Here is a 21,381-nt window from a genome sequence, read left to right as displayed (position 1 = left end):
CGGCTCAGGTGGAGGGGGAGGGGGCGAGAGGGCGGGAGCCGGTCAGCTCTTCGCGAGGTCGGCCAGCGGTACGGAGAGGTCGGCGAGCCGGTCGGGGGCGACGGTCGCGCCGCCGCGGATCAGCTCCTGCGTCGCGGAGATGCCCTCGTCCCACCGGTTGACGTGCATACCCGCCACGACACGCCCGCCGGCGAGCCAGAAGGCGTGGAAGGCCCCCGATTCCAGGTCCCCCCGGATGACCACGGAGTCGTACTCGCCGGGCGCGAACCAGCCGGAGAACTCCATGCCGACGTCGTACTGGTCGGTAAAGAAGTATGGCGGCCTGTCGTAGACCACCTTCCGGCCGAGCATGGCCTTGGCCGCGGCCGCTCCCCCGTTGAGGGCGTTGGCCCAGTGCTCGACGCGGACGCGGGTACCGTACAGGGGATTGAACGCGTTGGCCACGTCACCGGCGGCGTAGACGTCGGGGTCGTCGGTGCGGAGGGACTCGTCGACGAGGATCCCGTTGTCCACGGCCAGGCCCGCCCGCTCGGCGAGCTCGGTGTTGGGGCTGACGCCGATGCCGACGATCACGAGGTCGGCCGGGATCTCCTCCCCGTCGTGGGTGGCGACCGCGCGGACGTGCCCGGGGCCGAGGAGCCCGGTCACCTCGCGGCCGAGCCGTACGTCGACGCCGTGGCGCCGGTGCACGTCGGCGAAGAAGGCGCCCAGCTCGGGGCCGAGCGCGGCGTGCAGCGGCACCGCCCTCGGTTCGACGACGGTCACCTCACAGCCGTACTCCCTGGCGGCCGCGGCGGTCTCCAGCCCGATCCAGCCCGCGCCGACGACGACCACCCTCCTGCCGCCGCCGCGGACGGCCTCGCGCAGCCGCTCCGAGTCGCCGAGATCGCGGAGGTGGTGCACGCCGTCCAGGTCGGCGCCGGGTACGTCGAGGCGACGTGGGGAGGCGCCGGGGACGAGCAGCAGCTTGTCGTACCGGACGCGCCGCCCGTCGTCGAGCTCCACGTGGTGCGCGGCCCGGTCGAGGTCCGTCGCCCGGCGCCCGAGCAGCGGCTCCACGGCGTTGCCGGCGTACCAGCCCTCGTCGTGGACGTAGAGTTTGGCCTTCTCCTCCTTGCCGAGCAGGTAGCCCTTCGAGAGCGGGGGCCGCTCGTAGGGAAGCTCGGTCTCGGCGCCGATCAGTGTGATCCCGCCCTCGAAGCCCTCGTCGCGCAGGGACTCCGCCGCCTTGGCACCCGCCAGGCCCGCTCCGACGATGACGAACGTCTGCTCGGTAGTCATGAGTCCCTTCCTACTCCGATTCCCGTACCGGTTCCAACGATCGCGAGAAGCCGCGGGCCGCGGCCTCTTCGGACGGGGGGGACGGGCCGTGCGAGGAGACGGCCGGACAACTTTCCCCGCACCGCACCCGCACCGAACCGGTCCGGTTCGACATGGTCCGGTTCGGCGTGATCCGTTCCGGTGCGGGATGTGGTCCGGTGCGATGCGGAACGCCGCCGGAACGGATGGCGACAGGGCGAGAGGCGCGGGCGGGACGCGATTCCGGAACACATCGCGGTTAACCTCGGGCTTTCGCCTGGGCTGCGGGGAATCAGATCGTTTACATAAGAAAAGTGCTCTCTGAACTGGGAGGATAGGACTTGTCGAAGGACCTGTCCGCGCCGAGTTCCGGAGCACTTTTCCCGTGCACACTACCGCTTCCAGCCACAAGATCGTCGTGTCACCGGACGGCCGGGGAATCCTCAGCCAGGCCGGTGGGCTGCTGCTGGTCGAGACCCTGCGGGTCAGCGGCCTGCAGCGCGGGTTGTCACAAGCCCTGTCCCGATGGCGCAAGCCCCGGGCGGTCCATGACCCGGGAAAGACCATCACCGATCTGGCGGTCACGCTCGCACTGGGCGGGGATTGCCTGTCCGATGTGGCGGTGCTGCGCTCCTCCCCGGAATTGTTCGGGCCGGTGGCCTCCGACCCGACGATCTCCCGCCTGGTCACCACGCTGGCCGAGGCTGGGCCGAAAGCATTACGCCTGATCCGCGCGGCGCGGGCGGCAGCACGGGAACGGGTCTGGAGACTCGCCGCAGAACACGCTCCGGGCGCGAACGGCGCGCTGATCCCGGTGGACCTGGACGCCACCATCGTGATCGCGCATTCGGAGAAGGAATCGGCGGCGCCGACCTGGAAGAAGAGTTTCGGGTTCCACCCGATGACCGCGTTCGTCGACCACGGCCCGGGCGGGACCGGTGAGGCCGCGGCGCTGCTGCTGCGCGGCGGGAACGCCGGCTCCAACACCGCGCAAGACCACATCACCGCAGGACGCCTGGCCCTGGCTCAGGTGCCCGCCCATCTGCACAAACAGGTTCTTATCCGCACCGACTGCGGGGGCGGCACCCGCGAGTTCCTCACCTGGGTGAGCGCCCGCCGCCTGAAGTACTCGATCGGGTTCACCCTGACCGAGGACATCTGCGCGGCGATCCTGGCCTTGCCGAAGGACATGTGGGAGGTCGCCTACGACGCGGGCGGGCAGGTCCGGGACGGGGCGTGGGTGGCGGAGCTGACCGGGCTGCTGGACCTTTCCTCCTGGCCGAAGGGGATGCGGGTCATCGTCCGCAAGGAGCGCCCGCATCCGGGCGCGCAGTTGCGGTTCACCGATATCGACGGGCACCGCTTCACGTGTTTCGTCACCGGCACCCGGCCCGGCGGCGGGCGTGGCCAGCTCGCCGATCTGGAGTTGCGGCATCGGCGGCGGGCCCGCTGCGAGGACCGGATCCGGGCGGCCAAGGACACCGGCCTGCGTAATCTGCCGCTGCACGGGTTCGCCGCCAACCAGGTCTGGCTTGAGCTGGTCGCTCTGGCCTGTGAGCTGACCGCCTGGACTCAGTTACTGGCTCTCCAGGGTGACCCGGCTCGCCGGTGGGAACCCAAACGGCTGCGCCTGCGCCTGTTCTCGGTCGCCGGACGCCTGGTCAGAGGCGGCAGAAGAGTACGGCTCCGCTTGGCCGGGCGATGGCGTTGGGCTGGTCTGATCACCGTTGCGGTCACGCGCCTGCAGACCCTGCCCGCACCCTGACCAACGCCGACTCGTCCCGATAACCCCAGGAAGGAGCACAGGCCCGGGCTCGTGGAACCCCGCCCACCCGACGCGAAAGTCGGGCCGCCGGGCTGACAGGCGACTGAAAAGCATCAGTTGGTCGGCTCGCTACGCGACCCGACCAACATCACGAAACATCGAGGTTAACACGAGAAACAAACCCTTCTCCCCCTCTTGACACATATAAGGAAATCACCATGAAATCGCCCCGAACATCGGCCTCGTGGACCGGGGAAGACACTCAACACCCTCGGGTGACAGGACGAGGAAATTTTCGTTTACCCTGCCGGAAACGGAATTACAGCCCTCCCCCAAAGGGGGGCGTATATATTTTTCACGCCATCAAGATCGCGCCGCCGACGAGGCTATCAACGAACTCGCCAACGGCGCGCTTTTTTTGATAAGGAGCATGCCGTATGCCATTGAAGCGACGATTTGCCCGAGTCACGGTCAGCTGCGCCTTCGCGGTGGCCGCCGTCCTGAGTCTCGGAGCGTTCTCTCCCGTACCGCCGAGCATTCCGGACAACCCGCCCGCACCCCAGCCGTGGGAACCCGCGCTCCAGTCATGGGAGCCCGCGCCCCAGCCCGGGGAGGTGGCACCGCCGCCCAAGCCCACCGTGCGCGCCCTGACGGCCGCCGAGATCCGGGAAAAGGGGCTCGATCAATACATCGACATGTCCCGCCAGCAGGAAACGGTCCCCAGCGTCGTCGACACGTCCCAGGGGAAATTCGCCAGCGACCTCCTCTCTCCCACGAAGCGGCCGGGAAACGTCAGTTCCGCCGATTCCGCGACGGGCTGCTGGTATCTCACGACGACATACGGAGCCCCCGCTCTTCAGGGAAGCGCCTACCACACCTGGTGCGGCGACGGCGTCCTGGTCACATACACCTCCGCCACCTGCACCGGGAGCACGAGCCTTTCCACCTACATCTACGAGGGCTGCCAGAACGTCCAGGCCTACGGAGTCGGCTGGAACGTCTGGGACGTCACCGACAGATGGCGTTTCTGCACGGCCTACGACCGTCTCACGGGCGTGTGCTCCGCCCGGATATACCCGTGGCAGAAGAACCGCTACGGCGCCAACGGCCAGCTCTGGCTGCTCGGCTGGGGCAACTAGAGGGCGTGTCCCGGGTTCGGATCCTCGGGCGCCCCAAAGGCTCCGGACCCACAAGGCGGCGCCTCGCGGGTGAGGCCCGGCCAGGCGGCTCTCCGGAAACCCGTCGAACCCGTCGAACCCGTCGAAGCGGGGGGCAGGCCCCCGCTCCTTGACCCGGTCGATGCGGCCTGCCCGGAGGTGGGAGGGAGGGACAGCGCCCGGCGGACAGGGAGACCTTGCCGATCGGCCTGACCATGAACGGCCCGGCTCGTCCACCTTCAGCCGAGCCCCGCTTCGGCGCCCCAGCCGTCGGGGTTCGGCTGACACGTCGCCCGCACCGCCGCGTCCAGGCCGGACAGCGGCCCACGGGGGACCGCACGCTCGGCACCACCTCGGGCCGCCCGCTCACCCGCGAACCGGACATCTCATGAGCTCGACCGACGGCCCGCGCGCTAATTTCATCACTTGTTGACTTCCTGGTCTCTCCGGCTTAACGTTGCATCAACGCATTGGTTGCAGTGATGCAAGGAGTTGTCCGATGGACCCCGTGAACGGCGCGGAGCGCGATCGGATGGCCGATGACATCGGCGACCTCCGCCGGGCGCTCATCCCCGGCCTGCTGCTCCATCTGCTGAGCGGGTTCGAGGGCGACGAGCCCTCCATGATCCAGATCGCCACGCTCTACACCCTCGACACCCCGGCCGCCCCGACGCTCCGCGAACTCGCCGGGCGTGTCGGCCGGTCCGTCTCGGCCACCAGCCGCCTGGTCGACCAGCTCGTACGGCGAGGGCTGGCCGACCGCCGGGAGGATCCCGGCGACCGGCGGGTGCGGCGGATCGCCCTCACCCCGGCCGGAACGGACTTCCTCCGCACGTTCGAGCGCGTCCGGGCCGACGCCCAACTCGAAGTCATGGCCCATCTGACCGCCGAGGAACGCGAGCTCGTGATCCGGGCCATGGCGCTTCTCGGCGAAGCCTCAAGGAGACGCCCCCATGTCCAAGCCGCTCATCCTGAAATTCGATGACATCGGGGCGGAGATGCTGCCCCTGGTCGGCGGCAAGGCCGCCAATCTCGGCGTGCTCACCAGCGCCGGGCTCCCCGTTCCCCCCGGTCTGTGCGTCACCACCGAGGCCTACCGCAGGGTCACCGAGCGAGCCGGGCTGCAGGACGTGCTCGCGGCACTCACCACGACGGCCGCCGGGGACGTCCCCGCCCTGAACGCGCTGGCCGCGAAGGCTCGCGAGCTCGTGCTCGCCGCACCGGTCCCCGACGACATCGCGGGTGTCGTACGGAACAGCTCGACCGGTCCCGTCGCGGTCCGCTCCTCCGCGACCGCCGAGGACCTGCCGCACGCCAGCTTCGCCGGGCAGCAGGACACCTACCTCAACGTGATCGGCGCCGACGCCGTGCTTGACGCGGTCCGGCGGTGCTGGGCCTCGCTGTGGACCGACCGGGCCGTCGCCTACCGGGCCGCGAACGGCATCGACCACGGCGCGGTGCGCCTGGCGGTGGTCATCCAGGAGATGGTCCAGTCGGAGGTGGCCGGGGTGATGTTCACCGCCAACCCGGTCACCGGGCGGCGGCGCGAGGCGGTGATCGACGCCGGCCCGGGGCTCGGCGAGGCCGTGGTCTCCGGCGCGGTCAACCCCGACCACTTCGTGGTCGACACCGCCACCGGCGAGGTCACCGAGCGTCGCCTCGGTGACAAGCGGCTGGCCGTACGGTCACTGGCGGGCGGCGGCGTCGAGTACGTCGAGGCGCCCGCGAGTTTCACGGGCGCCGCGGAGAAGGCCTGTGTCACCGACGCGCTGCTGCGGGCGCTGGCCGAGCTCGGCGACCGGGTCGAGCGGCACTACGGGACGCCCCAGGACACCGAGTGGGCGATCGACTCCGACGGCGTGCTCTGGCTGACCCAGTCGCGTCCCATCACCACGCTCTATCCGATCCCCCGCCACGCGGAGCCGTCCGCGGAGCCGCTGCCCGGGGCGGGCGGCACGCGCGCGGGGGAGACCGGCGCCCTGGACGCGCGGTCCGGAGGCTTCGAACCCGATGGCACGCGAATCTACTTCTGCTTCAGCCTGGCCCAGGGCCTCTACCGGCCGATCACGCCCATGGGCATGTCGGCCTTCAGGCTGCTGTCGTCGTCGGCGTTCGAGATTCTGGGGATCCCGGTGGCCGACCCGGTGGCCGGGGCCCCCGTCATCGCGGAGTCGGGCGGGCGGCTGTTCTTCGACGTCACCGGTTTCATGCGCGGCAGGGTGGGCCGCGTGGCCTTCCCGAAGGTGCTCGACGTGATGGAGGCCAGGTCGGCGAAGGTGCTGCGCGGCCTGCTCGACGATCCCCGGTTCGGCGTCACCCAGCCCTCGCTCCGTCCGCCCCTGCGCCGGGCGGTCAGGCTCGCGTCCCGCTTCCGCGTCCCGCAGCGTGCCGTACGGGCCCTGCTCAACCCCGCGGCGGCGCACCGGGACGTGGAGCTGCTGAACGCGCGCCTCGGGAGGGGGCTGGCCGCGCCCGAGGGTTCCGCCCCGAGCCGGCGGCTCGACCACGTCGAGCGGGTGCTGAGCCGCCAGATCTTTCCGCTGCTGCCGACCATCGCTCCGGCGGCGGTGGCCGGTTTCGCGATGCTCGGCCTGGCCGCCAAGGTGCTGGGTGACCGGGTCAGGCCGGGCGAGCTGCAGACGGTCCTGCGCGGGCTGCCGCACAACGTGACCACCGAGATGGACCTGGCGCTGTGGCGGCTGGCCACCCGCATCCGCGAGGACCGCGAGGCCACCTCCCTGCTGCTGGGCACCCCCGCGGCCGAGCTGGCCGAGCGCTTCCGCACCGGATCGCTCCCCGGCGTCGCGGGGAAGGGCCTGACGGACTTCCTCTCCGTCTACGGCGTCAGGGCGGTCGCCGAGATCGACCTCGGGCTGCCGCGCTGGTCGGAGGACCCGACCCACATCATCGGCGTCCTCGCCAACTACCTGCGGCTGGAGGACCCGGCCCTCGCCCCCGACGCCCTGTTCGCCGGGGGCGCCGCCGAGGCCGCCCTCATGATCAAGACCCTGAGCCGGCGTGCCGGAGGTCTTCGCGGGCGCTTCGTCCGCTTCGCGCTCGGCAGGACCCGGGCGCTGGCGGGTCTGCGCGAGATGCCCAAGTACGCCATGGTGACCGCCCTGGCCGCGATGCGGGCCGAGCTGCTCGCCGTCGGCGTCGAGCTGGCGGCACGCGGGCTGCTGGCCACCGCCGACGACGTCTTCTTCCTGACCTTCCGCGAGGCCAGGGCGGCCCTCGCCGCGCCCTCCGGGGAGATCTCCGCGTCGGCCACGGCCGGTCACGCGCCCGGCAGCGGACCGGCCCCCTCCCCGACCGGTTCTCCTTCACCGGTTTCCCCGGCTTCCCCGGTTTCCCCGATGAAGGACGGCACTCCCTCGTCCGGCGAGGCCGCGCGGCCCGCCCTGGCGGATCTCGTGGCGCGGCGGCGTGAGGAGGCCGCCCGCGAGCTGCGCCGCAGGCACGTCCCTCGTGTCCTGCTGTCGGACGGCACCGAGCCGGAGGCGGTCGGCGTACGGACGCCGGTGGACGGGGCGCTGACCGGCACCCCGGCCTCGGCGGGCACCGTCACCGGCGTCGCCAGGGTCGTCCTCGACCCGGTCGGCGCGCACCTGGAGCCCGGGGAGATCCTGGTCTGCCCCTCCACCGACCCCGGCTGGACGCCGCTGTTCCTCACGGCGGGCGGCCTGGTGATGGAGATGGGCGGCGCGAACTCCCACGGTGCCGTGGTGGCCCGCGAGTACGGGATCCCGGCCGTGGTGGGCGTGAGCGGGGCGACCGAGCACATCGTCACCGGCCAGGAGATCACCGTCGACGGCGCCTCCGGCGTCGTCACCGCCACCTGACCGGGCGCGCGGCTCTCTCACGGCTCTCTCACGGCTCATTCACGGCTCGCTCGTGGTTCACCCGTGGCTCACTCGCGGCTCGCATGGGCGAGACCGCTGCCGGCGGTGTCGCCGGAGCACCTGTCGCACCGCCTCCGAGAGGCCGTCTCCCGGGAGATGCCTCCAAGTCGCCTCGCTCACCTGCTCGGTGGCCGGGGCCAACCCTCCGTGAGCGCGCCAGCCGGCCGTAGGAGCGACTGCACCGTCGCGATGACGACGCGGGAGACCTCCCCGGTCTCCATGCGTCCAGCGCGATTCTCCTCCGCGGCGCCTTTGAGGATGTAGTGCAGGACATTGATCAGCCAGGTGATCGGCAGGTCGACGCGGAACACACCGTCGTTCTGACCACGGCGGATGAGCTCTCCGACACGTTGCGCGGGGGCGGCGTGCAGCTCACGGATACGTTCGGCGGGAAGGACTTTCTGGGCAGCGGCCAGCAATGCCATGGACTCGGCCACGAGGGACCAACTGGAGTCGAGCAACCGGGACAGGGCCTCTCGTGCGTCGCCGGTGAGGTCGACGGCCGACAGCGCCTCCTCACCGGCGTGCATTGCGTCGACCAGCGCGGCCTCGACGAGTTCCGGCCGCGTGCGGAAGTGGCCGTAGAGCGTCATCCGGCCCACGCCGGCGGCCTTGGCGATGTCGTCGACGCTCGCATTCGGATCACCGCTCAGGCACGTGCGTGCCGCGGAGACGATACGGGCGATGCTGCGTTCGGCGTCCGCGCGCCGACGCGGACCAGCAGCGGCGGTAGGCATGCCACCACCCTAACTCGTACGGGCATGTATGTGTTACCGTGCCGGAACCAGAAGTCGTATATGAACATACGAGTTACCGGCCGGAGGTCCTGGATGACACAGCAGGAGATCAACAAGACACCCCCGCAAAGCAGTTCGCCCCATCCATTGCGATGGCGCATCCTGGCCTTCCTCGGGGTGGCCCAGCTGATGCTGATCCTCGACATCACCGTCGTGGCCATCGCGCTGCCACACATCGAGACCGACCTGGGCCTGAGCCGCCAGGCGGTGGCGTGGACGGTCACCGCCTACACCTTGACGTTCGGCGGCCTGATGCTGCTGGGCGGACGGCTCGCCGACTTGATCGGGGCCAGGCGGGTGGTCCTCGCCGGCTTGGCGATCTTCACGGCGGCGTCATTGGTGACCGGGTTCGCCGACTCCGCCGCCATGCTGCTGGGTGGCCGCGTCGCCCAAGGACTCGGCGCCGCGCTGCTGTCCCCCTCAGCCCTGTCACTGGTGGTGAACCTGTTCGAGGGTGACGAGCGGAACAGGGCACTCGGTGTCTGGTCCGCGCTCGGCGGCGGGGGCGCGGCCCTCGGCGTGCTGCTGGGCGGGCTGCTCACCGCCGGCCCGGGCTGGCCATGGGTCTTCTTCGTCAACGTCCCCATCGGGCTGGTGATCCTCGCCGCTCTGGCCCGGATGCTGCCGCACCGACCCGTGGCCGCGCCCCGGCCCCGGCTCGATGTGCTCGGCGCGCTGCTGGTCACCGCTTCGTCCGGCGCGCTGATCTACGCGATCACCGGCGCCGGAGACCACGGGTGGCTCACCGCCGCGACCGGGGGGCTCGTGCTCGCGGCCGTGATCGGCTACCTGGCGTTCGTGGCCAGGCAGAAGACCGCCAAATCTCCCCTGATGGACCTCACGCTGCTGGTCCGGCGCCCGGTGGCCACCGGCACGTTCCTCATCCTGATGGCGACGGCGCTGCTGATCGCGGTGTTCTTCCTCGGCACCTTCTACTTCCAGCACGCGCAGGGATACGGCGCTTTGCAGACCGGTCTGCTGTTCCTGCCGGTCGCGGTGGCGACGATGCTCGGCGCCAACCTCACCGGCCGGCTCATCGCCCGGGCCGGAGCGCGCCGGCCGGCGGTGGCCGGGCTGCTCGCCACCGCGATCGGCATGGCCGTGCCCGCCCTGTCGTTGCACCCGATGACCGTGGTGGCGGGCACGGCGGTCGCAGCCGCCGGGACCGGCGCGATGTTCGTCGTCGCCTCCGCGACCGCCCTGGGCCAGGTGGCCCCGCACGAATCCGGCATCGCCTCCGGCATCGTCAGCACCTTCCACGAGTTCGGCGCCTCCATCGGAGCCGCTGCCATCTCCAGCGTCGCAGCGGCGAGCCTCACCGGGGGCACACTGTCCGGGTTCACCAACGGCTTCATCCTCGCCGCGGTCGCCGCAGGCGCCGCGGCCCTGCCGGCCGCCGTCCTGACACCCGGCCGAGCCGGCACCCGCCGATGAGACGCCGCCGAACGCGGGGTGCCGTCCCATAACGGTCCTGGCTGATCAGCCATCGAGGTCATCGTCGTGGACGATACCCGGATCTCCCAGGGATCGCAGCCCTCCGGGAAGCTCAGGCAGGGCGAAGAAGTACCGCCACGACCACCGCGCGCCCACCGGCGCGGTGCGCTCGGCGCCACCGGGCTTCCTCGCCGGCGGTGGGCATGCTGGGCGGGATGATCGGCCTGGGCGGCGCGGACGCCGGCGGTTTCTCCGCACGCAACACGTGTCGCCGCCTACGCGGATCTACGTGACTTACTGACTTTCGGGCTCTGACCCACTCTCGTGTCGCTTGGCACGAACCGGTCCGGGCTCCGGCGCGGACCTGGCGAACGGTTTGCCAGCGGTCATCCCCAAATGTCATTTACAGACTCGCAAAAACCCCGTAACCCTTGCGGGCGATCATGCGCGATCTGATTCGGGTGTACATGCAAAAACCCCACCAATAGCGGACGTAAGCACCGCTGGGGCATTGCGCTCGAAGGGAAAAACATGCGCTTGCACGCGCAGGCCAGGACACGGACGCTCGCCGGAGCCGTGACCGCCGTAGTCGTCTCCACGATGCTCTTCGCCGGACCCGCCCACGCCGACCCACCCGTATCGGGAACCGGTGAGGACGGCGCCTGGTCGGTCGAGACCGTGGAGAGTGGCTACAAGATCACACTCCAGCTCGCCGAGCCGCTCCCGGTACGGGACGCCATCCCGGAACTCGCCGTCAACGGCACCTCGCTCGGCCCCGCCGTGGAGTCGCCGGACGGCACGACCCTGACGATCACCACGTCCGACCCCAAGGTCTCCTCGGCGGCGTCCGTCGACGTGGCCTGGAACGGGGAGGTCCCCTCGGAGGCCGCCCCCACCGCGAGGATCGCCCCCGAACCGGCGCCTAACCGGCAGAAGAGGCCGGGCACCCCTCCTCTCCCGATCGACCCGGCGTCCCCCGGGCGCTACACCGTCGTCCACGACGAGTACGACCTCGGTGACACCGCCATCACCCTGGCGGGCCTCGGCGGCAGGCAGGCCGAGATCCGCGCGAAGGTGTACCTGCCGAAGGAGGCCACCGGCAGGCTTCCCCTGGTCGTCTTCCAGCACGGCCGCCACTCGGCGTGCTACAACCCCGTCACGCGCCAGACGTCGAACAGCACCTGGCCGTGCCCGGCCGGGCAGCAGCCGATCCTCAGCTTCACCGGGTACGACGGCCCCGCCGACGTGCTCGCCGGCCACGGGTACGCCGTCGTGTCGGTCAGCGCCAACGGCGTCAACGCCGCCGACAACCCGTTCAGCGAGGACCGGGGCGCGCTCGCGCGCGGCGAGGTCGTCATGCGCCACCTCGACCTGCTCGCCGACGCGGTGAAGGGGACGGGCGACGACAAGCTCGTCGAGCTCTTCAAGGACCGTCTCGACATGGACGACATCGGCCTGATGGGTCACTCACGCGGGGGTGAGGGTGTCGTCAAGGCGGCGCTGCTCAACGCCGGGCGTCCCAAGCCGTACGGGATCAGGGCGGTCCTCCCGCTCGCGCCCACCGACTTCGCCCGTGCGACCCTGCCCAACATCCCGATGTCCGTCTTCCTGCCGTACTGCGACGGGGACGTCTCCAACCAGCAGGGCCAGCACTTCTACGACGACTCCCTGTACGCCTTCGAGAAGGACGAGGCGTTCCGCTCCTCGCTCATGATCATGGGAACGAACCACAACTTCTTCAACACCGAGTGGACACCGGGCGTGGCCGTCGCGCCGGCGTCCGATGACTGGAGCAACCGGAACGACCCGGTGTGCGGCAGCACCGCCGCCCCCGGCCGGCTGACCCCGGCCGAGCAGTACGCGGTGGGCACGGCGTACATCGCCGGGTTCTTCCGTCTCGTCCAGGGCGGGGAGCACGAGCTGCTCCCGCTGTTCGACGGCAGCGGCGCTGTTCCGGCGTCCGCCGGGCGCGCGGTCGTCCACACGGTCGCGCAGGCCGAGGCCGACAAGCGCCTCGACGTGGCTCCCTTCACGTCGCCGTCGTCGTCCTTCACGGTCTCGGGGGCGGCGACCGGCGTGATCTGCGCCGGCATGCTGGACCGCTCGCCGCAGAGCGGCGTGCCCACCTGCGCCACCAGGCTGACCACGTCGCAGGCGCCGTCCTGGACACCCGCGACGTACGCCGGGAACGTCACCGCCACGCCGGTCCTGCGGTTCGCCTGGACCGACACCACCGGCGAGGTGAGCGTCCCGCTGCCCGAGGGGTCGCGGAACGTCAACGGCTACGACGCGCTGACCTTCCGCGCCGCCCTCGACGAGAGCGCCACGGGGAACGTCGACCTGGCGGTCACCGTCGTCGACGGTCGCGGCACGACCGGCACCGTGCTGGTCTCCGGCGTGAGTGACGCCCTCACACCGTTCCCCGGCACGACCTCGCCGCTCCCCAAGACGTGGCTGCGGACGGTGCGCGTCCCGATGTCGTCCCTCGACGAGGTCGACCTGCGTGACGTACGGGAGGTCCGCGTCACCGGCGCGAGCCCGACCGGCGGCGTGTACCTGGGCGACCTCGCGTTCTCCGACGTCCGCGTGGGCAAGGCCGAGCTGGACGAGCTGCCGCAGGTCTCGCTCCAGGGTCTCACCGTCCCCGAGGGCGACGGCCCCGGCGCCGCCACCATGACGCTGACGCTGTCGGGGCGGAGCAAGAAGCCGGTGACGGTCAACGTCCAGTCGATCGCCGCCGGCACCGCACCGGTGATCACGGCGCTGGCCCAGCAGGTCGTCATCCCCGTCGGGGCGAGGTCGGCCACCTTCCAGGTGCCGATCGCGGGCGACACCACACCCGCGACCGCCGAACAGTCGTACCAGGTGGTCGCGTCCGTGCCGACGAACGCGACGATCGGGGGTGGCTTCACCCGCCTCATCGTCACCGACGACGACGCGCTCTGATCTCGACGGGTACGGCTCACCGGCCGTACCCGTCGCCGCAGGATCCGCGGGCTGTCCGGGCCCCGTCCGGCGGTGAACACGACGGCCGCCACCCCCGCCGACGAGCCAATGAGGCTCGTCGGCGGGGGTGTCTGCGTGGTTGACATGCTCCTCCGGGCTCGGCCGTCTTGCGCGCCGGTGGGGCGACGACCGGGAATCCTGAATCCCGCTTTGGACAACCCCCAGCTCAAGCCCTATGCGACGGGTTCGAAGCGGTAGGGAACCAAAGGCCGGGCGACTTTCACGAAGCGGTCCCCGAAGCCGGCCACCACCTCCGGTGGTTCTCCCCGCGCGGAGAATGTCCAGGCCGCCGATTCGGCCGTGCTCGATCCGGGATACGCGTGCCCGGGAAATTCCCGTCCGCTCGGCGGGCGAGCCTCCGGGAGACGCCAGGACGCTCGCGTATCCCGGCGCGCCGGGCGCCGCGCGGTCCCGCCCGCGGCCGTTCGCAGCCTGCCCCCTGGCGCCGGCCCCCTCGACGATGCCGTGGGCCGCTCCCGGCGGCGCCGGGGAGGGGGCCCCGGCCCAGAAAAGACAAAAAGCGCAAATGTAACGTTCCAGCAACAGAGTGCGCATGCCATCTACCTGCGCATATTCGAAGATGTCAACTCGTTACCTCGCAACAAGGTGCACACCGGACACGTGCGTGTTACAAACCTCATTAGTTGATTGCTGAGACAAACGAAAGGCGGTGACTCGCGTGACCCAGGAGCACAACGCCACGTACGCGGCCGGCACCGCCTTGCCGACCAGCTCTCCCATGGTGCGCCAGACGAACCTCTCGCTGGTCCTGCGCCACCTGCGTGACCACGTCTCCCAGTCCCGGGCCGACATCGCGGAGGTGACCGGCCTGCACCGGGCCACGGTCTCCAACCTGGTGTCCGAGCTGCTCGACCGGCAACTGGTCCGGGAGGTCGACACGGAGCACGTCGGCGCGATCGGCCGTCCCCGGCGACCCCTGGCCCTGCACGGCGCACATGTCGGCGCGCTGGGTCTGGAGATCAACGTTGACTACATCTCGGTTCACGGGTCCGACCTCAGCGGCCGGGTCCTGGTGGAGCGCCGGGTCGGCTTCGACACGATAGCCGGCGGGCCGGACCGCGCCCTGCGCGTGCTCAGCCAGATGGCCCTGGAGGCCGTCGAGACGATGAAGCGGGCCGAGGCCGTCCCGGCCGGCCTCGGGGTGGCACTCCCCGGCCTGGTCGACGTGGCGCGTGGCGTCGTCACGTTCGCGCCCAACCTGGGCTGGCGCGACCTGCCGCTGGCGGCACGGCTGTCGGCGGCACTCAGCCCGTGGAGCGTTCCAGTGTCGGTGGACAACGACGCCAACCTCGCGGCCGTGGCCGAGCACACCTCCGGCGTCGCCGCCGGCACCCCCCACCTCGTCTATCTGACCGGCGAGGTCGGCGTGGGCGGCGGCATCTTCGTCGACGGCAAGCTGCTCCGTGGCGCGGACGGCTTCTCCGGCGAGGTCGGGCACCTGCCGGTCGACCCGGCCGGCGCCCGCTGCGGCTGCGGGCGGCACGGGTGCTGGGAGACCAAGGTGGGACTGGCCGCGCTGGTACGGATGGCCATGCCCGACCAGGCGTACCAACCGGCCGACCAGCCGGTGTCCGATCCCGAGGAGCGCGCGACGGAGATCGCCAGAGGATTGGCCGCGGGTGACCGCCAGATGATGGACGCGGTCGCGCAGGTGGGGCGGTGGCTCGGGCTCGGCGGCTCGATCCTGGCCAACCTGTTCAACCCGCGGGTGATCGTCGTCGGCGGCTACTTCGCCACCCTCGCCGAATGGCTGCTGCCCCACGCCCAGGCGGAGCTGGAACGCCTGGTCGTGGCCAGCTCCGCCAACCAATGCCGGTTCGTCGCCTCCAACCTCGGCTTCGGCGCCGCCTCACGGGGCGCCGCGAGCATGGTGGTCAACCGGCTCATCGACCACCCGACCATGATCATGGATCCCTTACCCCGCCTGTCAGCTATCTGACAGGCCCCAAAAGCCTGGAGGCGGCACCCTCCAGTCGCAGTACCCAACCTCATGTGGCAATTGGCACCAGTGCGGCGGCGCGCGCTTTGCCTGACACCCCCCAGTCAGGGAAGGAATTACCCCATGTCACCACGTTCTCGAACGTGGGCCAGGCTCTCAAAGATCCTGCCAATAACCGAAACCCCCTCTCTACGCCGGACGGCGGCGACGGTGGCCCTGGCCCTCGTCGTGCCCCTGATGCCCGTCTTCACACTTATGGCGTCGCCGGCGAACGCAGCCTCCGACACCAAGGCCCTGGCGTCGTCGGCGAACGCCGCCGACCCCGACTTCAAGGTCCTGGTCTTCTCCAAGACCAGCGGCTTCCGGCACGACTCGATTCCCGAGGGAATCGCCGCCGTCCAGAAGCTCGGCCTGGAGAACAACTTCGCGGTCGACACGACCGAGGACAGCGCCCAGTTCACCGACGCCAACCTGGCGCAGTACCAGGCCGTCATCTTCATGTCCACGACCGGCGACCCCATCACCACGCCGGACCAGAAGGCCGCCTTCGAGCGCTACATCCAGGGCGGCGGCGGCTTCGCCGGCATCCACGCGGCCTCTGACAGCGGCTACAACTGGGAGTGGTACGGCAAGCTCGTCGGCGCGTACTTCAAGTCGCACCCGGCGACCCAGCAGGCCACGGTCCTCACCGAGGACCTCGCCCACCCGTCGACCTCGCACCTGCCGACCTCGTGGACCCGCGTCGACGAGTGGTACGACTTCCAGGCCAACCCGCGCAACAGCGTGCACGTGTTGCAGTCGATGAACCAGAAGTCCTACACCGGCTCCACGCAGGGCATCGACCACCCGATCTCCTGGTGCCAGGACTACGACGGCGGACGCTCCTGGTACACCGGCCTCGGCCACACCAAGGAGAGCTTCGCCGAGCCGAACTTCACCAAGATGCTCCTCGGCGGGATCAAGACCGCCGCGGGCGCCGAGAAGGCCGACTGCTCTGCCTCGCAGAGCGGCAGCTTCGAGAAGGTCACCCTCGACGACAACACGGCGAACCCGATGATGACCGACATCGCCAAGGACGGGCGGGTCTTCTACATCGACCGCCTGGGCGACGTCAAGATCATCAAGACCACCGGCTCGACCGTGACCGCCGGTCGCCTGAACGTGTTCACCGCCAACGAGAGCGGCCTGCTCGGCCTGGCGCTGGACCGGAACTTCGCCACCAACAACTGGCTGTACCTCTTCTACTCGCCGACGGGCCAGAACGTCGACCGGCTGAGCCGGTTCACGGTCAACGGCGACGTGCTCGACTTCTCCAGCGAGAAGGTCGTTCTCAACGTGCCGGTGCAGCGGGCCGAGTGCTGCCACCACGGTGGCGGCATGATGATGGACCACAAGACCGGCGACCTGTGGCTGGCCACCGGTGACAACACCAACCCGTTCGCCTCGGACGGCTACACGCCGATCGACGAGCAGGCGGGCCGGTCCTCGTGGGACGCGCAGCGCACCTCGGGCAGCACCAACGACCTGAGCGGCAAGCTGCTGCGCATCACCCCGCAGGACGACGGCACCTACACCGTGCCGACCGGGAACCTGTTCCCCCCGGGCACGGACAAGACCAAGCCCGAGATCTACGCCATGGGCTTCCGTAACCCGTTCCGCATGGGCCTGGACCCGAAGACCGGCTTCCCGATGGTGGCCGACTACGGACCCGACTCCGGCGCCGCGAGCGCCACCCGCGGTCCGCGGGGCACCGTCGAGTGGAACCTGGTCAGCAAGCCGGGCAACTACGGCTGGCCGTTCTGCGTGGGCGACAACACGCCGTACATCGACTACAACTTCGCCACCAGCACGTCGGGCTCGGCGTTCAACTGCGCCGCACCGGTGAACAACTCGCCCAACAACACCGGCCTGACCACGCTGCCCCCGGCGATCGCGGCGTCGATCCCGTACACCAGCGCCACCAACCCGAACTCCTTCCCGGAGCTCAACGGCGGCGCGCCGATGGCGGGCCCGGTCTACCGCTACGACGCCGACCTGCAGTCGCCCGTCAAGTGGCCGGCCTACTGGGACGGCAAGGCGATCTTCGGCGAGTGGAACACGAACAAGATGTTCTCGTTCCAGCTCAACGAGGCCGGCAACGCCCAGATCAAGATCAACCAGATCCTGAGCTCCCTGAGCTTCAAGCGCCCCATGGACATCAAGTTCGGTCCCGACGGCGCGCTGTACCTGATCGAGTGGGGCTCCGGCTTCGGCGGCGACAACGCCGACTCCGGCATCTACCGCATCGAGTACGCCAAGGGCACCCGCCCGCCGGTCGCCCGCGTCTCCGCGGACAAGACCGACGGTCCGGCCCCGCTGACCGTGCAGTTCTCCAGCCAGGGATCGAGCGACCCTGACGGCAAGCCGCTCACCTACGCGTGGGACTTCGACGGCGACGACACCACCGACTCGACCGAAGCCAACCCCTCGCACACCTTCACCGAGGCCGGGCAGTACAGCGTGGTCCTGACCGTCAGCAACCCCGACGGTCTCACCGGCACGGCGAACGTGCCGATCACGGCGGGCAACACCCGTCCGGTGGTCACCCTCGAACTGCCGCCGAACGGCGCGTTCTTCGAGTTCGGCGACCAGGTGAACTACAAGATCGTCGTCACCGACGCCGAGGACGGCACGATCGACTGTGACGACGTCAAGATCCAGGCGTACCTGGGCCACGACAGCCACGGTCACCCGCTCGACCAGCACGAGGGCTGTGAGGGCACCATCCAGACGCTGTCCGACAGCGGCCACGGCATCGACGACAACCTGTTCTACATCCTTGAGGCCACCTACGCCGACAAGGGCGGCTCGGGAGGCGCCCAGTCGCTGACCGGGCGGGGCGAGGTCATCCTCCAGCCCAAGCGCAAGCAGGCCGAGCACTTCTCGGCGACCGGCCGGGTCGCGAACGGCACGGGCACCGACACCCCCGGCGTCCAGACCGAGACGACCACCGACCCCCAGGGTGGCGCCCAGAACATCGGCTTCACCAATGACGGCGACTACTGGTCCTACACCCCGATCAACCTGGGCGGCATCTCCAAGGTCCGGTTCCGGGTCTCCTCCGGCGGCGCCGGCGGCACCGTGCAGATCAAGACGGGCAACGCCGACACCGGGACCCTGGTGGGCTCGGTCGACATCACGCCGACCGGCGGCTGGCAGACATTCCAGGACATCACGGTCGACCTGACCAACGTCCCGGCGACGACCGGCCCGCTGTTCTTCATCGTGCGCAAGCCGGCGAGCGCGGCCAACGACGCCTACCTGCTCAACTTCAACTGGGTCGACTTCATCGGCCAGGGCGCCACCGACAACCAGCGCCCGACGGTGACCGTGGCGGCGACCCCGACCACGGGCGTCGCCCCGCTGAAGGTCGACTTCACCTCGACCGCCACCGACCCCGACAACAACACCCCGCTCACCTACAAGTGGAACTTCGGCGTGAACGGCTCGCCGGAGCCGACCACCGCCAACGCGAGCCACACCTACACCGCGCCCGGCACGTACACCGCCACGGTGACCGTGACCGACACCAAGGGTGCCTCGACGAGCAAGACGGTCTCCATCAAGGTGGACCCGCCGAGCACCACCTGCTTCACCGGTCGTTCCGACGACTTCCTGGGCACCTCTCTGGACCGCGACCGCTGGTCGGTCGTCCGTGAGGACCAGAACCTGAGGGTGGCGGACGGCAAGCTCATCCTGCCGACGTCATTGACCGAGATCTACAACACCGGCGCCGGAACCGTGACCAACATCACGGTGCAGCCGCTGCCGCAGGGCGCCTGGACCGCCACCACCAAGGTGACGATGGCCGCCAGCCAGCAGTACCAGCAGGCTGGCCTGGTCGTGTACGGCGACGACAACAACTACGCCAAGATGGTGCTCCAGGGCCGGAGTGCCACCCCCGACCACGCCGCTCGTATCTTCCAGTTCATCCGGGAAGAGAACGGCGTGCCGAACGAAGTGGCGGCGAGCAACACCGCCAACCTCGGTAACGCCTTCCCCGACACCTACTACGTCCGGTTCATGAGCGACGGCACCAACCTCACCGCTCATTACTCGGCTGACGGCACCACCTTCACCGCCATGCCGGAGACCAAGGCGCTGGCCGGGATCACCAACCCGCGCATCGGTCTCATCTCGTTCGCGAGCACCGGTACCAGCAAGCCGGTCATCGACGCCGCGTTCGACTGGTTCCACATCTCGCCCGACGACACCGCCGGTACGGCGGAGCCGAGCGACGAGTTCAACGGCACGTCCCTGGACGCCTGCCGCTGGAACGCGATCGTCCGTGGCGACTCCTCCGCCGCCCGGGTGACCGGCGGCAACCTGGAGATCGACACCCAGACCGGCGACATCTTCGGGACCGGCAACACCGCACCGAAGAACTTCATCCTGCAGACGGCGCCGAGCGGCGACTGGACGCTGGAGACGAAGGTCGACGGGTCGGCGCTCAACGAGCAGTACCAGCAGGGCGGCCTGATCCTCTACACCGGTGACGACGACTACGTGAAGCTCGACTACGTCGTCGACAACACCGCGGGTTCCGCGGTGTCGCGGCGGATCGAGCTGCGCAGCGAGGTCGCCGGAATCGTCCAGGACCCGCAGCCGCAGGTCGGCTCGCTCACCCAGGGCGTCTGGCACCTCCGCCTGAAGAAGGAGGGAACCAGCTTCAAGGGTTCCTACTCCGCCGACGGCACCACGTGGACCGAGTTCGCGCAGGCGGTGACCAACACCGCCGTCGGCACCGGCAAGATCGGTGTCTACACCATCGGCACCGCGCAGCAGGCGTCCAAGACGGTCAAGTTCGACTACTTCCGCCTCAACGGTGGCGGAACGGCCGACTCGACCGCGCCGACGACCACGGCCACCCCCGACCCGGCCCAGCCGGCGAACGGGTGGTTCAACAGCCTGATCCTGGTCACGCTGGCCGGCGCCGACGAGGCGCAGGGCAGCGGCGTTGACAAGACCGAGTTCCAGCTCGACAACGGCGCCTGGACCACGTACCTGGAGCCGGTGGTCATCACCGGTGACGGTAACCACACCCTGGCGTACCGTTCCGTCGACAAGGCGGGCAACGTCGAGGCGACCAAGACGCTCGCCGTCAAGGTCGACGCGACCGCGCCCACCACGACCGCGGACTTCCTCCCGGTCGGGCAGAACACCGTGCCGGTGACCCTCGCCGCGGCGGACGCGACGTCCGGCGTGGAGAAGATCGAGTACGCCCTCGACAGCGGCGACTGGACGCCCTACACCACGACGGTCAACGTCACCGGTGTCGGCGACCACGAGCTGCGCTACCGCGCCACCGACAAGGCCGGCAACGTCGAGGAGACCAAGGCCGCGACCATCAAGATCGAGGAGGGGGGCACCCAGCCCACCATCCTCATCTCCGGTGTCGCGGACGGCACCGAGTACGGCGACAGCCAGGACCTGACCATCGCCTGGGAGGTCGCCGGAGCCGGGATCAAGACCGTGACCGGCAAGCTGGACGGCCAGCCGTTCACGTCCGGGACCGTCCAGCAGCTCCACAAGCTGGCCCTGGGCGAGCACACGCTCACCGTCACCGTCGAGACCGAGTCCGGCGGCACGTACGAGCAGTCGGTCGCGTTCAAGACGGTCACCTCGACCGACGAGATCTCCGCCCTGATCGAGCGGTTCGAGGCGGCCGGGCAGCTGTCGGCCACCGGCGCCGCGAAGCTCCAGGACAAGATCTCCAAGGTCATGGTGTCCGAGGACAAGGAGCGCGAGCGCGACAAGAAGAAGATCGTCAAGAAGCTTGAGCGCTTCATCGAAGCGGTCAACGACCCGAAGATCGTCTCCAACGCGACGGTGAAGGCCACGTTCCTGCGTGACGCCAACGCCCTGATCGTCGCGAACGGCGGCACGCCCGTGTAAGTGGGGCCACGGCCCCGACCCGGGGGTGCCGGACTCCTTCCCTGAGTCCGGCACCCCCGATGGATCCGTAGTCGGGGTGCCCCACGGCACGGGGCACCCCGTTTCGCACTTCGGCGACGGCGGACAC

The 21,381-nt window shown here is 69.9% G+C and carries 10 protein-coding genes; 8 read left to right on the top strand and 2 right to left on the bottom strand.

What is annotated here, in order from left to right; translation table 11 throughout:
* Window positions 1-42: 42 nt before the first annotated feature.
* Complete coding sequence (locus tag OG587_RS17025) at window positions 43-1,281, bottom strand: NAD(P)/FAD-dependent oxidoreductase (RefSeq protein ID WP_329091405.1); 1,239 nt, start codon at window positions 1,279-1,281, stop codon at window positions 43-45.
* A 403-nt stretch (window positions 1,282-1,684) separates the two neighbouring features.
* Between OG587_RS17025 and OG587_RS17020 the strand changes: the two genes are divergently transcribed.
* The 4 genes from OG587_RS17020 to OG587_RS17005 all read left to right on the top strand — a co-directional run bounded on the left by OG587_RS17020 (window position 1,685) and on the right by OG587_RS17005 (window position 8,063).
* Window positions 1,685-3,064, top strand: a complete 1,380-nt coding sequence (locus OG587_RS17020) for an IS1380 family transposase (protein ID WP_329089163.1) — start codon at window positions 1,685-1,687, stop codon at window positions 3,062-3,064.
* A 437-nt stretch (window positions 3,065-3,501) separates the two neighbouring features.
* Window positions 3,502-4,203: a hypothetical protein gene (locus tag OG587_RS17015; RefSeq protein WP_329091404.1), complete on the top strand. Its 702-nt coding sequence runs from the start codon at window positions 3,502-3,504 to the stop codon at window positions 4,201-4,203.
* Between the two features lie 517 nt (window positions 4,204-4,720).
* The gene (locus OG587_RS17010) at window positions 4,721-5,206 is read left to right on the top strand and encodes a MarR family winged helix-turn-helix transcriptional regulator (RefSeq protein ID WP_329091403.1); all 486 of its coding nucleotides are present in this window, start codon (window positions 4,721-4,723) and stop codon (window positions 5,204-5,206) included.
* A complete protein-coding gene (locus OG587_RS17005; protein WP_329091402.1) occupies window positions 5,175-8,063 on the top strand; it encodes a PEP/pyruvate-binding domain-containing protein in 2,889 nt (962 codons plus the stop codon). The genes OG587_RS17010 and OG587_RS17005 overlap by 32 nt, the downstream gene beginning before the upstream one ends.
* Window positions 8,064-8,239: 176 nt before the next feature.
* Here the strand turns inward: OG587_RS17005 and OG587_RS17000 are convergent, their stop codons facing one another.
* Complete coding sequence (locus OG587_RS17000; protein ID WP_329091401.1) at window positions 8,240-8,860, bottom strand: TetR/AcrR family transcriptional regulator; 621 nt, start codon at window positions 8,858-8,860, stop codon at window positions 8,240-8,242.
* 60 nt (window positions 8,861-8,920) lie between these two features.
* On the opposite strand from OG587_RS17000, the gene OG587_RS16995 reads away from it, so the two are divergent.
* The 4 genes from OG587_RS16995 (at window position 8,921) to OG587_RS16980 (ending at window position 21,254) form a co-directional block, all read left to right on the top strand.
* Complete coding sequence (locus OG587_RS16995) at window positions 8,921-10,354, top strand: MFS transporter (RefSeq protein ID WP_329091399.1); 1,434 nt, start codon at window positions 8,921-8,923, stop codon at window positions 10,352-10,354.
* Between the two features lie 531 nt (window positions 10,355-10,885).
* Complete coding sequence (locus OG587_RS16990; RefSeq protein WP_329091396.1) at window positions 10,886-13,300, top strand: hypothetical protein; 2,415 nt, start codon at window positions 10,886-10,888, stop codon at window positions 13,298-13,300.
* A 739-nt stretch (window positions 13,301-14,039) separates the two neighbouring features.
* The gene (locus OG587_RS16985) at window positions 14,040-15,320 is read left to right on the top strand and encodes an ROK family transcriptional regulator (RefSeq protein WP_329091395.1); all 1,281 of its coding nucleotides are present in this window, start codon (window positions 14,040-14,042) and stop codon (window positions 15,318-15,320) included.
* Window positions 15,321-15,443: 123 nt separating this feature from the next.
* Window positions 15,444-21,254 carry a ThuA domain-containing protein gene (locus OG587_RS16980; RefSeq protein ID WP_329091393.1) on the top strand — a complete coding sequence of 1,937 codons (5,811 nt, stop codon included), beginning with the start codon at window positions 15,444-15,446 and terminating at the stop codon, window positions 21,252-21,254.
* Window positions 21,255-21,381 lie beyond the last annotated feature (127 nt).

This window comes from Streptosporangium sp. NBC_01469 (genome assembly GCF_036227305.1).
GTDB lineage: Bacteria > Actinomycetota > Actinomycetes > Streptosporangiales > Streptosporangiaceae > Streptosporangium.
Note: the sequence above shows the minus strand (reverse complement) of the source record. Positions and strands in the feature narration are given on the sequence as shown.

Bases quoted from the DNA above. Each gene is read 5' to 3' on its own strand.
- OG587_RS17025 (WP_329091405.1), bottom strand. From the start codon at position 1,281: ATGACTACCGAGCAGACGTTCGTCATCGTCGGAGCGGGCCTGGCGGGT.
- OG587_RS17015 (WP_329091404.1), top strand. From the start codon at position 3,502: ATGCCATTGAAGCGACGATTTGCCCGAGTCACGGTCAGCTGCGCCTTC.
- OG587_RS17010 (WP_329091403.1), top strand. From the start codon at position 4,721: ATGGACCCCGTGAACGGCGCGGAGCGCGATCGGATGGCCGATGACATC.
- OG587_RS17005 (WP_329091402.1), top strand. From the start codon at position 5,175: ATGTCCAAGCCGCTCATCCTGAAATTCGATGACATCGGGGCGGAGATG.
- OG587_RS17000 (WP_329091401.1), bottom strand. From the start codon at position 8,860: ATGCCTACCGCCGCTGCTGGTCCGCGTCGGCGCGCGGACGCCGAACGC.
- OG587_RS16995 (WP_329091399.1), top strand. From the start codon at position 8,921: ATGAACATACGAGTTACCGGCCGGAGGTCCTGGATGACACAGCAGGAG.
- OG587_RS16990 (WP_329091396.1), top strand. From the start codon at position 10,886: ATGCGCTTGCACGCGCAGGCCAGGACACGGACGCTCGCCGGAGCCGTG.
- OG587_RS16980 (WP_329091393.1), top strand. From the start codon at position 15,444: ATGTCACCACGTTCTCGAACGTGGGCCAGGCTCTCAAAGATCCTGCCA.